Origin of the sequence: Leucobacter chironomi DSM 19883, from assembly GCF_000421845.1 — a bacterium.
Lineage (GTDB): Bacteria > Actinomycetota > Actinomycetes > Actinomycetales > Microbacteriaceae > Leucobacter > Leucobacter chironomi.
Genome location: NZ_ATXU01000009.1, coordinates 75,816 through 91,416, shown reverse-complemented (window position 1 = coordinate 91,416; position 15,601 = coordinate 75,816). Strand labels below are relative to the sequence as shown.

Here is a 15,601-nt window from a genome sequence, read left to right as displayed (position 1 = left end):
CGACCTCAGTAGCCGCGCAGCACCTGGTCGAGCACCTGGTCGACGCTCTGATCGCGGCGGAACAGGAGCCAGTCGAGGCAGGCGCCCGCGAGCGCGCCGAAGAAGGCTGCGCCCGCGGTCTCGGTGATCTCCTCGCTCGCACGGGGGCCGCCCCGCGCCGCTTCGGCCTCGCGCAGCACGTCTCGGTAGCGCACCACGACCGAGGAGCGGGCGAGCTCCATCGCGCCCGCCCACGCCCGGTCGGTGCGGAAGATCTCGGACGCCATGAGCTTGGCGAGGTCGAGGTTGCCCCGAAGGGTCTCGAGGGTGGCGGCGGCGACCGCGCGCGGCAGGCGAGCCGGGTCGCCCGCCGCCTGCGATCGCGCCTCGTCGACCGCGGCCCCGAGCCGTTCGAAGCCGTCGCGCATCACCTGCTCGAAGATCGCGTCCTTCGACGAGAAGTTGTAGTACAGGCTGCCCTTCGCCACTCCCGCGGCCTCGGCGATCTGATCCATCGACGCACCGCTGATCCCCTGCTGCGCGGCGACGCGAACCGCCGCCTCGGTGATGAGCTGCTTCGTGTTCACCCGTGCCATGGTCCTATCCTCTCGCACCCCGCCGCCGTGCCCGATCCCGCGAACGACAGGATCGCGGCGGCGGGGTGATCGCGCGCCTCAGATCGCGAGCTCCGGGTGCAGACGCTTGATCGTCCACATCTTCTGCCGTCGAGCCGCCACTGCGCTGATCGCGAGCGAGCCGACGAGCACGCCGACCATCACGAGCAGCGAACCCCAGAACCGCGCGTCGATGCCGCCGCCGATCAGCTGCCGCAGCCCCTCGACCACGTAGGAGGCGGGCATGAACGGGTGCAGCGCCTGGAAGAACGCGGGCGTCGTCTCGACCGGGTAGGTGCCGCCCGACGAGGACAGCATGAGCATCAGCAGCACAAGGCTCACCACCCGGCCGGTCGCGGTGCCGAGCAGCGCGATGAACATCTGCTGCAGCGCCAGGAAGGCGAGGGTGACGAGCAGCATGAACGCGGCCATGCCCATCCAGTGCGCGGGGCGCATGCCGATGCCGAACACCAGCACGAGCATCATGATGGCCACCTGACCGACGCCGATGAGCGCAGCCGGCCAGAAGCCGGTGAGCACGGACCGCAGACCCGACACGTTCGAGGCGAGCGGGCGGCGCGGCAGCGGCCGCAGAATCAGCCAGGTGATGAGCGCCCCGACGAACGAGGCGAGCGCGATGAAGAACGGGGCGAAGCCCTCACCGAAGCCTTGCACCTCGTTCTCGGTGTGCTCGGCGAGCTCGACCGGGGCCGCCATGGTCTCGGCGATGCGGTCGCCCTGGCCCGGGGCGAAGTCGGGGGCTTCGGCGGCGCCGTCGGCGAGCTGCTCCGCGAAGGTTCCGGCACCATCGTCGACCTTGCCGGCCCCTTCGGCGAGCTGCTGCGACTTCTCGCTCGCCTGCTGCGCGCCGGCGTCGAGCTTCTGGGCGCCGGCAGCGAGTTCGGGCGTCTTCGAAGCGAGCGCGCCCGCACCGTCCGACAGCTGCTGCACACCACTCGCGAGCTCCCCGCTTTTCGAGGCGAGGGTGGTAGCGCCGCCGGAGAGCTGGGCGGCACCCGTGCTGAGCAGGCCTGTTTTCTCGTCGAGCTGGGAGATCCCGTCGCGCAGCTGACCGGCGCCGTCCGCGAGCAGCTGCGCACCGCCGGAGGCCTGCTGCAGCGAGGCGTTGAGAACAGCGGCACCACCGGCAATCTGCGTCGTGCCGTCGGCGAGCTGCGCGGACCCGTCACGGACCTGGCCCGCACCGGCGGCAAAGGCCTGGAGCGAGGTGCCGCGCGACTGCAGCGCGGCGTCGAGTTCTGCGAGTGTCATCGCCGGGTTCGCGGCGGCGAGCGCTGCGATGTTCTCGGCGCCCGTGGCGAGCTGCGCCGCACCGGCGCTCACGCCCGCGGCGCCGCTCGATGCCGTGGCTGCCGCGGAGTCGAGCTGCGCCGCACCGGCGCTGAGCTGGGAGAGCCCGTCTGAGAGCGAGCTCGCGCCGTCGGCGAGGTTCGTGCCCGCGCCCACGAGCGTGTGAGTACCGTCGGCGAGGGCCTGGCTGCCCGTCGCCAGCTCGGCGGTCTTCGACGCGAGCGTGCCGGCCCCGGCGCTGAGCTGCGCACTGCCGTCACGGGCGCGATCGGCTCCGCTGGCGAGCCGCTGGGTGCCGGCGACGAGTTCGGGCGACTTCGCCGAGATCTGCGCGGTGCCCTCGGCGAGTTCGCCGAGGCCGGCGCTGAGCTTGCTGCTGCCTGCTGCCACCTGCGCGGTGCCGGTTTCGAGGGTGCCGGCCGCGTCGGCGGCTTTGCGGGTGCCGTCACTCAGCTTCTCGACGCCCACGAGCACCTGCTCGGCCGCGGTCTGGGTGGCGGTCTCGCCCACGGCATCGCGCAGCTGCACCATGGCCTGCTTGCCGAGGGTCGAGGCGAGGAAGGAGTTGTTGTCGTTGTAGACGACTTCGATCTGCCCGGCCTTGGGGTCGTCCTGCAGGCCTGCGAGAGTGCTGGAGAAGTCGCGCGGGATGGTGACGGAGAAGTAGACGTCGCCGTCGCCGACGGCGCGCGCTGCCGCGTCGGCGTCGAGCGGCTGCCAGTCGAGGTCTCCTCCTTCCTGCAACTGTTCGAGCACGTCGTCGCCGGCGGCGAGTTGGGAGCCGTCGGGTTTCGCCGCGGGTTCGTCGAGGTTGACGATCGCGACGGGCAGCTTGTCGAGGTGGTCGGTGGGTGCCCAGAACGCCCACAGGTAGAGGGCGCCGTAGATGAGGGGGATGACGAGCAGCACGCCGAGGGCGATCTTCGGCAGGGTGCCCTGGCGGAAGCGCTTCAGCTCGGTGCTGCGGGTGAACAGTGACATGGGGGTTCCTTCTGCTGCTGCGGCGCGCGGCCGCTCAGAGCTCGATGAGGGTGGGAGCGGGCGCGGCTGCCGCGAACAGCGCGGCATCGCCGGGATCGCTGGTCGCGGCGACGATGCGGATCCCTCGCTGCGCGAGGTCGCTGAGCCGTTCGGCGACGAGCACCCGATCGGCCGGGTCGCGGAGGGCATCGAAGTCGTCGACGACGAGCAGCCGAGGCTGCTCGATGAGGGCGAGGGCGACGCGCACGAGCATCTCTTCGGCCGGGGCGAGGTCGCGCACGAGCAGCGCGGGGTCGGGCTGCTCGAGGTCGCCGAATGCGTCGGCGAGCAGTTCGCGGGCGAGCTGCGGGGTGATGCGCGGGGTGCGCCGGTACCAGGGCAGTGCCCAGCCGAGGCGCTCGCGCAGTGTGGCGGCGAGCGTGACGGAGGGTTCGAGCGCGTCGACGGCTTCGAAGCCGACGACGCCGGTGAGGCGGCGGATCTCGGCCGGTTCGGTGGCGCCGAGTGTGGCGAGCGATCCGCCGTTCAGCTGCATGCGGCCGGCGATGGCGAGCAGCAGCGAGGTGCGTCCGCTGCCGCGCGAGCCCAGAACGACGGTGACGGGGGTGCGGCTCGTCACGGTGAGGGGCCCGCAGACGGGGCCGCGGGGGCCGCGAATGTGCGCGGCTCGCAGCTCGACGGTGCTGGGGCCGTGTGCGGGTTCGCCTGCGGGTGCGGGGGCGTGGCTGGAGGCGGATCCGCGCGGTGCGCGATCCTCGCCGGCTGCTGCCGCGATGACGACGGTTTCGGTGGTGCTCACGTCGCTCCTGTCGATTCGATACTCAAATTCTTAAACTGACTAGTCAGTCTAAAATGAGGATCCGCGCGCGTCAAGCGAGCCGTCCGGAGATCCACCCGAGACCCCGGGAATATCCCTCCGCGATCCGCGTTAGATTTACATGCAAGCGCATATAATTGGCGCAACGATAGAAACGGAGCCCCCCATGGAATTCGGGATCTTCTCGGTCAGCGACGTGACCCGCGACCCGGTCAGCGGCGAAACCCCCAGCGAGGCGGAGCGCATTCAAGGCCTCGCCACCATCGCGAAGCACGCCGAAGAGGTGGGACTCGATGTCTTCGCCATCGGCGAGCACCACAACCCGCCGTTCTTCTCCTCCACCCCGACCACCTTCCTCGCCTACCTCGCGGCGCAGACCGACAGGCTGAAGCTCAGCACCAGCACCACGCTCATCACCACGAACGACCCGGTGCGCATCGCAGAGGAGTACGCGATGCTGCAGCACCTCGCCGGGGGCCGCATGGACCTCATGCTCGGCCGTGGCAACACCGCGCCCGTCTACCCGTGGTTCGGCAAGGACATCCGCAGCGCCCTGCCGCTCGCACTCGAGAACTACAACCTGCTGCACCGGCTGTGGCGCGAAGACGTCGTCGACTTCGAGGGCAACTTCCGCACGCCGCTGCAGGGCTTCACGAGCACCCCGCGCCCCCTCGACGACGTGCCCCCCTTCGTGTGGCACGGCTCGATCCGCACCCCCGAGATCGCCGAGCAGGCGGCCTACTACGGCGACGGCTTCTTCTCCAACCACATCTTCGCCCCGAGCGAGCACTCGCTGCGCCTCATCAACTTCTACCGCGAGCGCTACGAGCACTACGGGCACGGGACGGCCAAGCAGGCCATCGTGGGGCTCGGCGGCCAGGCCTTCATCGCGAAGAAGTCGCAGGACGCCATCACCGGCTTCCGCCCCTACTTCGACGAGGCGCCCGTCTACGGCCACGGTCCCCGCATGGAGGACTTCATGAGCCAGACCCCGCTCTCCGTCGGCAGCCCCCAGGAGGTCATCGACAAGACCCTCTCGTTCCGCGAGATCTTCGGCGATTACCAGCGCCAGATGTTCCTCATCGACCACGCGGGCCTTCCCCTGAAGACGGTGCTCGAGCAGCTCGACCTGCTCGGCGAGGAGGTCGTGCCCGTGCTGCGCCGCGAGCTCGCCGCACGACGAGACCCGGAAGCACCCGAAGCCCCCAGCCACGCCAGCCTCGTACGCGCCAAGTACGGCGACGAGGCGCCGCGGCAGCCGCGGCCCCGCGCGAACCGCGGTGATAACGTGACGGGCGGATCGCCCTACCTCGACAGCGCCGCAGCACCGGGCGCGAGCTTCGGCCTCCGCTGATCCGCCCCTCGATCGGAGAACCCCATGCGCACCGAACGCATCGACCTCAGGCTCGCCAACGAGGCCTGGGAGTCGCTCATGACCGCCCACGCGCGCCTCACAGCGCTGTTCGCGGCGGAGGACATGTGGGATGAAGCGGGCATGCGAGAGTACGACGTGCTCTACACGCTCTCGAAGAGCGACGGGCCGCTGCGCCTCTGCGAGATCCAGGACGGCGTGCTGCTCAGCCAGCCGGCCCTCTCGCGCATGATCGACCGTCTCACGACCCGCGGCCTGCTGCACCGCGAGACCGACCCGGACGACGGACGCGCCGTGCGCATCTCGCTCACCGAGGAGGGCGCACGCGTGCAGCGGGAGATCGGGCGGGCGCACGCGAAGAGCGTCGGGCGCGAGCTCGGCGCCGCACTCTCGCCCGACGAGATGCGCGAGCTGCGCGAGCTCTGCCGCCGCATCGCCGAGCAGCCGCGTCGGGACGCCTGAGCCCGCCGACGACCCGCGCCCGCGCGACACCACCCGAACCAGCCACTTCCCTGACGCACCAGGAGCCCCCATGCTGCACCCCATCGACACCCGCCACTCCAGCACCGACCCCGAACCCCGCACGCTCGCGATCGTCAGCGCCGGCACGAGCGACCCCTCCACCACCTCGATGCTCGCGAACCGCATCGCCGACCGCGCCGCGACGCTCGCAGCGTCGCGCGGTCTCGCACTGCAGCTGCGCTTCATCGACCTCCGCACCCTCGCGCAGGACATCACGACGGCGCTCGTCTCCCGGCACGTCTCCCCCGAGCTGCAGCAGGCGAGCGACGTGCTGCGCGACGCAGACGCCCTCGTCGTCTCGACCCCGGTCTACAAGGCCGGCCCGAGCGGACTGTTCACCTCGTTCTTCCAAGTGCTCGACAACGATCTGCTCATCGGCACGCCCGTCGTGCTCGCCGCCACCGCCGGCAGCGCCCGCCACGCGCTCGTGGTCGACGACCAGCTGCGCGGCCTGTTCGCGTACCTGCGCACCATCACGGCGCCCACTGCGCTGTTCGCGGCACCCGAGGATTGGAACAGCGGCGACCTCGGCAAGCGGATCGACCGCGCCGCCGCCGAACTGCTCGCCCTCGTCTCGGGCGGCTTCCGGGCCACGGTGCGCGACGAGGCGTGGAGCGGATACCAGCACTCCTTCGGCAGCGCGGGCGGCGCCGAAGTCGGCATCGACCTCAGCACCGACCTCATGCGCCTCGCGACCGGCGGCCGCTAGCGAGGCGGTCGCGGGGTCTGCGGGCCGCAGTTCAAGCAGCGGGCCGCAGTTCACGCAGTGGATCGCAGTTCAAGCAGTGGATCGCAGTTCAGACGGTCGAATTTCACGAGAAATCTCCGCCTGAACTGCGATCCACTGCCTGAGCGGCACCCGCGGGCGAGGGCGGATCGCGCCCCTACGCCGCGTCGCCCGTGGAGATCGCGGCGGCTTCTTCCTCCGCGGTCTCGTGCGGCGCACCCACCCGGTGCAGCAGATGGCCGACGCTCGCGAGCACGATGATCGACACCACGAGCGACGCGGCCCCGAGCCAGTAGGGCGCCGGAGCGCCGAGGGCCTCGGCGATCGGCCCGGCCACGGCGGGCGCGATCGCGCCGCCCACGAAGCGCACGGCGGAGTACGTGGAGGAGGCCACGTTGCGCGGCAGCTCGGTCGCCTCCATCACGGCCTCCGTCAGCGCGGTGTTCATCACGCCGAGCAGCAGACCGCTCACGACCACGACGGTCACGAGCCCCGGCAGCGAGTGCACGAAGACGCCGAGGAGCGCGAGGCAGACGGTGAGGCCGCCGAGCATCGTGAACAGCACCGGCCGCAAGCCGAAGCGGCGGGTGAGCACGGGGGCGACGAGCACCGAGGTGAGCGCGAGCGCGAGGCCCCAGCCGAAGAAGACCAACCCCAGTTCGTGGGCGCCGAAGGCCTCCGCGCCCGCGGCCTTCGCTGCGGCCTCCATCGGGTAGGGGCTGTAGGCGAGCAGCACGAAGAAGCCGAAGTTGTAGAAGAACGCGACGCCGCTGAGTGCGAGCAGGGCGGGGTCGCGGAGGGCCGTGAACCCGGCGACGAGCGAGGGCCGTGCGGCGCGGGCCGCGGCGCGCTGCTCGGCGCTCTGCTTCGGGGTGCGCAGCAGCACCAGGATCGCGAGCAGCGCGACGGCCATGAGCACGGCGGTGCCGAAGAAGGGGCCCCGCCATGAGACGGATCCGAGGGCGCCGCCCACGAGCGGGCCGATCGCCATGCCGACGCCGAGGGCCGCCTCGTAGAGCACGATCGCCTGGCGCGATCCGCCCGAGGCGGCACCGACGATCGCGGCGAGCGCGGTCGAGATGAAGAGGGCGTTGCCGAGCCCCCAGCCCGCCCGGAAGCCGATGATCTCGTCGACGGTGCCGGAGGCGCCGGCGAGTGCGGCGAAGAGCACGATCAGCACGAGGCCCGCCACGAGCGTCCAGCGCACGCCGATGCGCCCGGAGACCCAGCTCGTGAAGAACATCGCGATGCCCGTGATGAAGAGGTAGCTCGTGAAGAGCAGCATGGTCTGGCTGGCGCTCGCGCCCAGCTCGTGGCTGATGGCCGGCAGGATCGGGTCGACGAGGCCGATGCCCATGAAGGAGATGGCGCAGGCGAAGGCGATCGCCCACACGGCGGTCGGCTGACGCAGGATCGAGGCCTTGCGGACGGGGGCCGGCTCGGCCGTGGTGGGCCCGGTGCCGGGGGTGGATCCGGTGCTGGTGGTGGAATCGGTGACGGTGGACGTGATGGCTCCTCGGGGTGGACGGGTTGTGATGGTGGCGGGTGCGGATCAGGCCCGCGGGTCGCCGATCCGCTCGCTCAGCTGCTGCATCAGCTCGACCGCTCGGGCGAGCGTGGCGCGGTCGAAGTCGGAGAGTTCGCCGAGGTGGGGTCGCACTCGGTCGGCGGCGATGCGCCGGTATTCATCGAGGGCGGCCCTCCCCTGCTCGGTGATGGCCACGCGGGAGGCGCGGCCGTCATCGGGGTCGGGGCTGCGGTCGACCCAGCCCTCGTGCTCGAGCCGTTGCACGAGCCCGGTCATGGAGGGTTGCGCCACGCGCTGCTGCTGCGCGAGTTCGCTGACCCGCGCCGAGCCGGACTGCTCGAGGTCGGCGAGCACGCGCCAGGCCACCAGGGAGTAGCCCACCCCGGCCGTGCGCCCCGCGATGCGCGCGAAGCGGCCGCTGGTGCGTGTCAGTTCAAGCGCAAGCGCATCGAGACCCGATGCGTTCTTCTCATTCTCTTCAACCACAGCGACCACTATACGCCCATTTGCATAGCCAAGCTATGCAAATCGCGACCGCCGCCCCCCAACCCCACCCGTTCCCCCCCCGCCCAGAAAGCCTGCGCAGTTCAGACCGGAGATCGCAGCTCAGGAGGTCGATTCTGCGGAAAACCTCAGTCTGAGCTGCGATCCACTGCCCGAACTGCGTCCGCCCGCGATCCGCCGCGCACCCTTGACGCACGCAGGCGTTCCCTGCAGGCTGGCAGCACCGACGACGAACGAGCCAGAGGAGCCTCCCATGATCTTCGTCAATCTGACCACCACCGACCTCGACCGCAGCAAGGCCTTCTACACGGCGCTCGGCTGCGACATCAATCCGATGTTCACCGACGAGAACGCCGCCTGCGTCGTCTGGGACGACCGCACCTTCTTCATGATGCTCACCCGCGAGCACTTCGCGCAGTTCACCGACAAGCCCCTCGCCGACCCGCGCGAGAGCGCGCAGGTGATCGTGGCGCTGAGCCGGGACTCCCGCGCGCACGTCGACTCGACGGTCGAAGCCGGCCTCACCGCCGGCGGCACCGAGAACGGCGCTCCGCAGGACTACGGCTTCATGTACCAGCGCAGCATGCAGGACCCCGACGGCAACATCATCGAGTTCTCCTACATGGAAGCGCAGGCCGTCGAGGAGGGCCCCGGCGCCTACACCGACCAGCACGGCGCCGGCCCGGATCCCGTTCCCGGCACCAACGGCCACCATCACGGTCCCGGCAGCTACACCGATGAGCACGGTCCGGACACGGATACCGCTCCCGGCCGCTGAGCAGAGCCACTGGCCCGCGACCGGGCCGACGATTCGTCACGGCGGATCGCGATCCGCCGTCCGGGAACGCCGAAAGGGGGCGGGATCACCGATCCCGCCCCCTTCACCGCACCCGCGGGCGCGTCTTCTCGACCGCTTACGCCGCCACGAAGAAGAGGCGCTTGTTCGCGAACTCGCCGATGCCGAGCGGGCCCATCTCGCGGCCGAAGCCCGAGCGCTTCACACCGCCGAAGGGGATCTCGGCAGCCTCCGCTGCGATGGTGTTCACGTGCGACATGCCCACCTCGAGCTGCGAGGCCACCCGAGCGGCGCGTGCCTCGTCGGTCGAGAAGACCGAGCCGCCGAGCCCCAGATCGCAGTCGTTCGCGAGCTCGAGCGCCTCTTCGTCGCTCGACACCCGGTACACGGTGGCGACAGGGCCGAAGATCTCCTCGCGATACGACTCCGAGTCGCGGGGCACTCCCGTGAGCACGGCCGGCGAGTAGTAGGCCGCCGGGCCCTCCGACAGCACGCCGCCGGCGACGAGGGTCGCGCCCTCGGCGACGGCCTTCCGCACCTGCGCGTCGACGGTCTCGGCTGCGGTGCGCGTCGACAGCGGAGCGAACTCGCCCTCGGCGAGGTTCAGCTGGTCGCCGGGCACGAGGCCCTCGGCGAGCTTCGCGAGCTCGGCCACGAACTCGTCGTAGATGTCGTCCATCACGATCAGGCGCTTGTTGGAGTTGCAGACCTGACCGCCGTTGTAGACGCGGAAGTTCCAGGCCTCCGCCGCGGTCGCCGCGACGTTGTCGCTGTCGAGCACCACCATCGGGTCGATGCCGCCGAGCTCCAGCACGCACTTCTTCAGATGCTGGCCGGCCTGCGCACCGATGATCGCGCCCGCGCGCTCCGAGCCCGTCAGCGAGACGCCCTGCACGCGGGGATCGGCGATCATCGACGCGATCTGGTCGTGCGAGGCGAACACGTTCTGATAGCCGCCGACGGGCACGCCGGCCTGCTCGAAGATCTCCTGCATCGTGAGCGACGACCGCGCGCAGATGTCGGCGTGCTTGAGCAGGATCGTGTTGCCCAGCAGCAGGTTCGGCGCCGCGAAGCGGGCCACCTGGTAGTAGGGGAAGTTCCACGGCATCACGCCGAGCAGCACGCCGATCGAGCGGTGCTCGACGTAGGCCTTGCCGGGGATCGTGCTCGGGATCTCGTAGTCGGTGATGAGGCTCGGGCCGTGCACCGCGTAGTACTCGATGATGTCGCGCGCGAACTCGACCTCGTCGACCGATTCGGCGTACGACTTGCCCATCTCGGTGGCGATGATCGTCGCGAGCTCGTCCTTGCGCTCCTCGAAGATCTCTGCGGCGCGCTTCACCACGACGGCGCGCTCCTGCACGCTCTTCTCGCGCCACTCGCGGTAGACGGCGTCGGCACTCGCGACGGCGGCCTCGATGTCGGCGTCGGTGGCGCTGTCGAAGGTCTCGACGATCTCACCCGTCGCGGGATTCTGCACTCGGTACTTGGCCATGATGCTCCTTCTGTGTAGGTCGAATATACGCCTCAGCGGTGCAGCGGCCGTCGTGACCGCTGCACCGCTCGGGCGCTCACTGAGTGGGGGCTACTTTCCGGTGTAGTAGCCGTCGGCGACGTTCAGCGCCTCGTCGATGATGTCGAGGCCCGTCACCAGATCCTCCTCGCTGATGATCAGCGGCGGGGCGATCTGCAGGCGGTTGCCCGCGGCGAACGGCCACAGGCCGGCCTGTTTGCAGGCCGCGACGACCGCGTTGAACGGCGCCGCCGCCGCACCGGCCGCGTTGAACGGCACGAGCGGCTCGCGGGTCTCGCGGTCGAGCACCAGCTCGAGCGCCCAGAACAGGCCCTTGCCGCGCACCTCGCCGATCGACGGGTGCTTCTCGGCGAGCTCGCGCAGGCGCGGGCCGACCACGCGCTCCCCGAGGTCGCGCACGCGCTCCAGGATCTGCTCCTCCTCGAAGATATCGAAAGTGGCGACGCCCGCGGCGGCTCCGAGGGGGTGTCCGCTGTAGGTGAGGCCGCCGGGGAACGGGCGATCCGCGAAGGTGTCGTGGATCGGCTCCGAGATGACGACGCCGCCGAGAGGCACGTAGCCCGAGTTGACACCCTTCGCGAAGGTGACGAGGTCCGGGGTGACGCCGAAGGCCTGGAACGCGAACCACTCGCCGGTGCGCCCGAATCCGGCCATGACCTCGTCGCAGATCATCACGATGCCGTAGCGGTCGCAGAGCTCGCGCACGCCCTCGAGGTAGCCCGGGGTGGGCACCAGGATGCCGTTCGTGCCGGTGACGCTCTCCAGGATGATGGCCGCGATGGTGTCGGGGCCTTCGAGCTGGATGGTGTGCTCGAGGTGCTGCAGCGCGCGCTCGGTCTCCTGCTCCGGGGTCTCGGCGTGGAACTCCGAGCGGTAGGGGTAGGGGCCGAAGAAGTGCACGACGCCGGCATCGGGGGTGCCGTTGGCCCAGCGGCGGGGCTCGCCCGTGAGGGTGATCGCGGTGGCGGTCGAGCCGTGGTACGAGCGGTAGCGGGCGAGCACCTTCTGGCGACCGGTGTGGTGGCGGGCCATGCGCACCGCGTACTCGTTGGCGTCGGCGCCGCCGTTGGTGAAGAACACCGAGCGGGCGCCCTCGAAGGAGTGCTCGACGATGCGCTTGGCGAGCTCGCCGCGCACGTCGTTCGCCATCGCCGGCTGAATCGTCGCGAGACGGCCGGCCTGATCCTGGATCGCCTTCACGAGACCGGGGTGCTGATGACCGAGGTTGAGGTTCACGAGCTGAGCCGAGAAGTCGAGGTACTCGGTGCCGTCGTAGTCCCAGAAACGCACACCCTCGCCCTTGGCTACCGGCAGCGGGTTGATCTGGGCCTGCGCCGACCAGGAGTGGAAGACGTAGTCGCGGTCGTTCTGGCGCACCTCGCGCTGCGCGTCGGTGTCGCCGAAGTTCTGCTCCGCACCGTTCAGGTCGATGAAGTCGGTCATCTGATTCCTTATTTCACGTGATGATTTCGAGCGTCGGGATCCGGGATCCCGGAGAGGGAAGGGGCGAGGGCGGGTCACCGCCCTCGCCCCCGAGACCTCAGCTGTTGCTGGGGAATCCGAGGTCGACCTTCGACTGCTCCGGCTTGGGCCAGCGCGTGGTCACCACCTTGGAGCGGGTGTAGAAGTGGATCGACTCGGGGCCGTAGATGTGGGCGTCGCCGAAGAGCGAGTCCTTCCAGCCGCCGAACGAGAACGAGCCGACGGGAACCGGGATCGGCACGTTGATGCCGACCATGCCGGCCTCGACCTCGAACTCGAACTGGCGGGCGACGCCGCCGTCGCGGGTGAAGATCGCGGTGCCGTTGCCGAACTGGTGATCGTTGATGAGCTGCACGCCCTCTTCGTAGGTGTCGACGCGCACGACCGCGAGCACCGGCCCGAAGATCTCCTCAAGGTAGACCTTGCTGTCGGTCTTGACGTGGTCGATGAGCGAGACGCCAGTGAAGAAGCCGTTGCCCTCGAACTCGGCCTCGCGGCCGTCGACGACCACGGTCGCACCCTCGGCCGCGGCGCCGGCGACGTACGACTCGACGCGGGCCTTCGCCTCGGCGGTGATGAGCGGACCCATCTCGGACGCGGGATCGGTGCCGTCGCCGATCTGGAGCTTCTCCATGCGCTCGGCGATCTTGGCGACGAGCTCGTCGCCGACGCCGCCGACAGCCACGACGACCGAGACGGCCATGCAGCGCTCGCCGGCCGAGCCGTACGCGGCGGAGACCGCGGCATCGGCGGCCCCGTCGAGATCGGCGTCGGGCATCACGATCATGTGGTTCTTGGCGCCGCCGAGGGCCTGCACGCGCTTGCCGTTCGCAGCCGCGCGCTCGTAGATGTACCTGGCGATGGGGGTCGAGCCCACGAAGGAGATCGCCTTCACGTCGCGGCTGTCGAGCAGCGTGTCGACGGCGACCTTGTCACCGTGCACGACGTTGAGCACGCCGTCGGGCAGGCCCGCCTCGCGGAACAGCTCGGCGATGAAGACGGAGGCGGAGGGGTCGCGCTCAGAGGGCTTCAGCACGACAGTGTTGCCGCAGGCGATCGCCGAGGCGATCATCCAGAGCGGCACCATGACCGGGAAGTTGAACGGGGTGATCGCCGCGACCACGCCCACCGGCTGCTTGATCGAGTGCACGTCGACGCCGGTCGAGACCTGCTCGTCGCGCTCGCCCTTCAGCAGGTGCAGGAGGCCCGAGGCGAACTCGACGTTCTCGAGGCCGCGCGCGATCTCGCCCGCGGCGTCCGAGAGCACCTTGCCGTGCTCGCTGGTGACGATCGCGGCGAGCTCGGGGGTGCGCTGCTTGAGCAGCTGGCGCAGGTTGAAGAACACGTCGGCGCGCTTGGTGAGGCTGGTCTTGCGCCACATCGGCAGCGCGGCCTGGGCGGCGGCGATGGCCTGCTCGACGGTTGCGGCGGAGGCGATGGCGAGCTCGTGCTGCTGCTCGCCGGTGGCCGGGTTGAACACCGGCTGGGTGCGCTCGGCCGTCTCGACCTTCTCGCCGCCGATGATGTGAGGGATGAGTGCCATCCGCGTTCCTCTCGAATCGATCAATATGTTCGGCATACCCGAACACGATTGACTCAAGTATTTCAGCGGTGATTCTCGCCGGCCACCCGCACTCCATCCGCATTTCGACCGTTTCCCATACAATATGTTCGAATGCACCGCAGTGGACGGGGTGCGAGAGAGGCAGCGGATGTCGGATCTGATCAGCGTCGCCGACGCACTCGCCCTGGCCGAAGTGCAGGCCGGCGACCCCGAGCTCATCGCGGGCGCGCAGGGCCTCGATCGTGAGATCCGCTGGGCGCACGTCGTCGCAGGCTCGGCCGCGGTCGGCCTGCTCGACGGCGGCGAGCTCGTGCTCACCACGGGCGCCGGCTGGCCCCGCGAGGGCGACGAGCTCGCGCGGCTCTCGGCCGCACTCATCGACACCGGCCCCGCCGCCGTGGTGATCGAACTCGGACGCTTCTTCACCGAACCGCCGGCGCCGCTGCGCGCCGTCTGCGAAGAGCACGGCATCCCCCTCATCGCGCTGCACCACGAGGTGCGCTTCGTGCAGATCACGCAGCGGGTGCACCAGCGCATCCTCGCAGCGCAGACCGAAGCCCTCGCGGCCCGCGCCGAGGTGCACGCGATGCTCACCGAGCTGGGACTCAACCGCAGCCCCGTCGACTACGTGATCGAACGGCTCGCTGACACCCTCGGCACCGCCGTCGTACTCGAAGACTCCTCTCGCCGCGTGGTCGCCTGGGCCGGACGGGCCGACGGCACAGGTACGGGGACGGAGGGCGGATCGCCCGCCGCCGGGATCCCCCACCCGCTCGCGCCGTGGGCCGACGCCGACGGCGCCGACTTCACCCCGCTCGACGGCTGGGAGCGCGTGCCGGTCGAGGCGCAGGGCCGGCGCTGGGGCCGGCTCATCGCGCTGCCCGGCCCCGAGCACCCGGCGGGACGGCGCACCGTGCTCGAGCTCGGCGCATTCGCGTTGGCGCTCGGCAGGCTCGCCGACCCGGAGGGCGGGCAGTGGCTGCAGCTCTCCTCGAAGCACTTGTTCGACGTGCTGCTCGGCGGCCGCTACCGCCGCGACGAGGAGCTCGCCGTGCAGCTCGCCGCCGCCGGCCTGCCGGTCTCGGGTCGGCTGCTGATCGGCGCGACGCTGCGCGGCGTCGGCGACTTCGGCGGCGACGCCTCCCTCGAGCACGCCATGCTCGCCACGGCTCTGCGGCGAGCCGTGGGGCAGCAGGGCCGGGTGATCCTCGCCCACGACGATGCCAGCGACGACGCGGCCGCGACGACGCGGCGCCGCGGCGCGGCCCTGATCGCCCTGCTCTCGTTTCCGCCCGACGACGCGCGGCTGCACGGCGCCGAGGGATCCGCGCCCCCGCTCGCATCGCGCCTCGCCCACGAACTCGACGCACTGCTGCCGTCGACCGTGCCAGCCGCCTGGCGGGCCCACCTCGGTCTGGGCTCGGCCGGCCGGCGCGTGCGCGGGCTGATCTCGTCGCTCGAACAGGTGCGGGCAGCCGGCGAGCTGGAGCCCGCCGGGGGCACCGGCCGCGTCACCGTGCAGCAGGCCGAGCGGCAGCCGCTCGCCTACCTGGTGCGCGGCCTTGCCGCTCTGCCAGAGGTGCAGGAGTTCGCCGCCGAGACCCTGGGGCCCATCATCGAGCACGACGCCACCAGCGGCGCGGGCCACAGCGGGGACCTGCTGCGGGTGCTGCGCGCCTACCTGGAGCACCCCACGAACCGGTCGCTCGCGGCGCAGCGGGCGCGGCTGTCGCGATCGGTGTTCTACCAGCGGCTCGCGCTGATCGAAGAGCTCCTCGGAGTCGACCTCACCAACGGCACCGTGATCGCGACGCTCACGGTGGCGCTGCTCGCACGCCGGTAGCGGCGCGGCGCGCGAACGAGGTCGCGG

At 70.6% G+C, this 15,601-nt stretch carries 13 protein-coding genes; 5 read left to right on the top strand and 8 right to left on the bottom strand.

Going from position 1 to position 15,601, the window contains the following annotated elements; all coding sequences use genetic code 11:
• Window positions 1–5: 5 nt before the first annotated feature.
• The 3 genes from H629_RS0111100 to H629_RS0111090 form a co-directional block, all read right to left on the bottom strand.
• Window positions 6–575, bottom strand: coding sequence for a TetR/AcrR family transcriptional regulator (locus tag H629_RS0111100; RefSeq protein ID WP_024357328.1), 570 nt, complete (start codon window positions 573–575; stop codon window positions 6–8).
• 78 nt (window positions 576–653) lie between these two features.
• Window positions 654–2,885 carry a YhgE/Pip domain-containing protein gene (locus H629_RS0111095; protein ID WP_024357327.1) on the bottom strand — a complete coding sequence of 744 codons (2,232 nt, stop codon included), beginning with the start codon at window positions 2,883–2,885 and terminating at the stop codon, window positions 654–656.
• A gap of 34 nt (window positions 2,886–2,919) precedes the next feature.
• A complete protein-coding gene (locus tag H629_RS0111090; RefSeq protein WP_024357326.1) occupies window positions 2,920–3,684 on the bottom strand; it encodes an ATP-binding cassette domain-containing protein in 765 nt (254 codons plus the stop codon).
• A 184-nt stretch (window positions 3,685–3,868) separates the two neighbouring features.
• Between H629_RS0111090 and H629_RS0111085 the strand changes: the two genes are divergently transcribed.
• From H629_RS0111085 to H629_RS0111075, 3 genes are all read left to right on the top strand, one after another.
• Complete coding sequence (locus H629_RS0111085; RefSeq protein WP_024357325.1) at window positions 3,869–5,056, top strand: LLM class flavin-dependent oxidoreductase; 1,188 nt, start codon at window positions 3,869–3,871, stop codon at window positions 5,054–5,056.
• A 24-nt stretch (window positions 5,057–5,080) separates the two neighbouring features.
• Window positions 5,081–5,536, top strand: a complete 456-nt coding sequence (locus H629_RS0111080; protein WP_024357324.1) for a MarR family winged helix-turn-helix transcriptional regulator — start codon at window positions 5,081–5,083, stop codon at window positions 5,534–5,536.
• A gap of 70 nt (window positions 5,537–5,606) precedes the next feature.
• Complete coding sequence (locus H629_RS0111075) at window positions 5,607–6,305, top strand: CE1759 family FMN reductase (protein WP_024357323.1); 699 nt, start codon at window positions 5,607–5,609, stop codon at window positions 6,303–6,305.
• Window positions 6,306–6,480: 175 nt separating this feature from the next.
• Here the strand turns inward: H629_RS0111075 and H629_RS0111070 are convergent, their stop codons facing one another.
• Both H629_RS0111070 and H629_RS0111065 read right to left on the bottom strand, forming a co-directional pair.
• A complete protein-coding gene (locus H629_RS0111070; RefSeq protein WP_024357322.1) occupies window positions 6,481–7,716 on the bottom strand; it encodes an MFS transporter in 1,236 nt (411 codons plus the stop codon).
• A gap of 159 nt (window positions 7,717–7,875) precedes the next feature.
• On the bottom strand, window positions 7,876–8,337 hold the full coding sequence (locus H629_RS0111065) for a MarR family winged helix-turn-helix transcriptional regulator (RefSeq protein WP_240471097.1): 462 nt from the start codon (window positions 8,335–8,337) through the stop codon (window positions 7,876–7,878).
• 271 nt (window positions 8,338–8,608) lie between these two features.
• Here H629_RS0111065 and H629_RS0111060 point away from each other — a divergent pair, with 271 nt between their 5' ends.
• Window positions 8,609–9,133 carry a VOC family protein gene (locus H629_RS0111060; RefSeq protein WP_024357320.1) on the top strand — a complete coding sequence of 175 codons (525 nt, stop codon included), beginning with the start codon at window positions 8,609–8,611 and terminating at the stop codon, window positions 9,131–9,133.
• A gap of 136 nt (window positions 9,134–9,269) precedes the next feature.
• Here H629_RS0111060 and H629_RS0111055 read toward each other — a convergent pair whose 3' ends face one another.
• The 3 genes from H629_RS0111055 to H629_RS0111045 all read right to left on the bottom strand — a co-directional run bounded on the left by H629_RS0111055 (window position 9,270) and on the right by H629_RS0111045 (window position 13,710).
• A complete protein-coding gene (locus tag H629_RS0111055; RefSeq protein ID WP_024357319.1) occupies window positions 9,270–10,646 on the bottom strand; it encodes an NAD-dependent succinate-semialdehyde dehydrogenase in 1,377 nt (458 codons plus the stop codon).
• A gap of 90 nt (window positions 10,647–10,736) precedes the next feature.
• Window positions 10,737–12,128: an aspartate aminotransferase family protein gene (locus H629_RS0111050; protein ID WP_024357318.1), complete on the bottom strand. Its 1,392-nt coding sequence runs from the start codon at window positions 12,126–12,128 to the stop codon at window positions 10,737–10,739.
• 97 nt (window positions 12,129–12,225) lie between these two features.
• Window positions 12,226–13,710 (bottom strand): CoA-acylating methylmalonate-semialdehyde dehydrogenase, encoded by a 1,485-nt coding sequence (locus H629_RS0111045; protein WP_024357317.1) that lies wholly within the window; start codon window positions 13,708–13,710, stop codon window positions 12,226–12,228.
• A 169-nt stretch (window positions 13,711–13,879) separates the two neighbouring features.
• Between H629_RS0111045 and H629_RS0111040 the strand changes: the two genes are divergently transcribed.
• A complete protein-coding gene (locus H629_RS0111040; RefSeq protein ID WP_024357316.1) occupies window positions 13,880–15,574 on the top strand; it encodes a PucR family transcriptional regulator in 1,695 nt (564 codons plus the stop codon).
• Window positions 15,575–15,601: the final 27 nt, after the last annotated feature.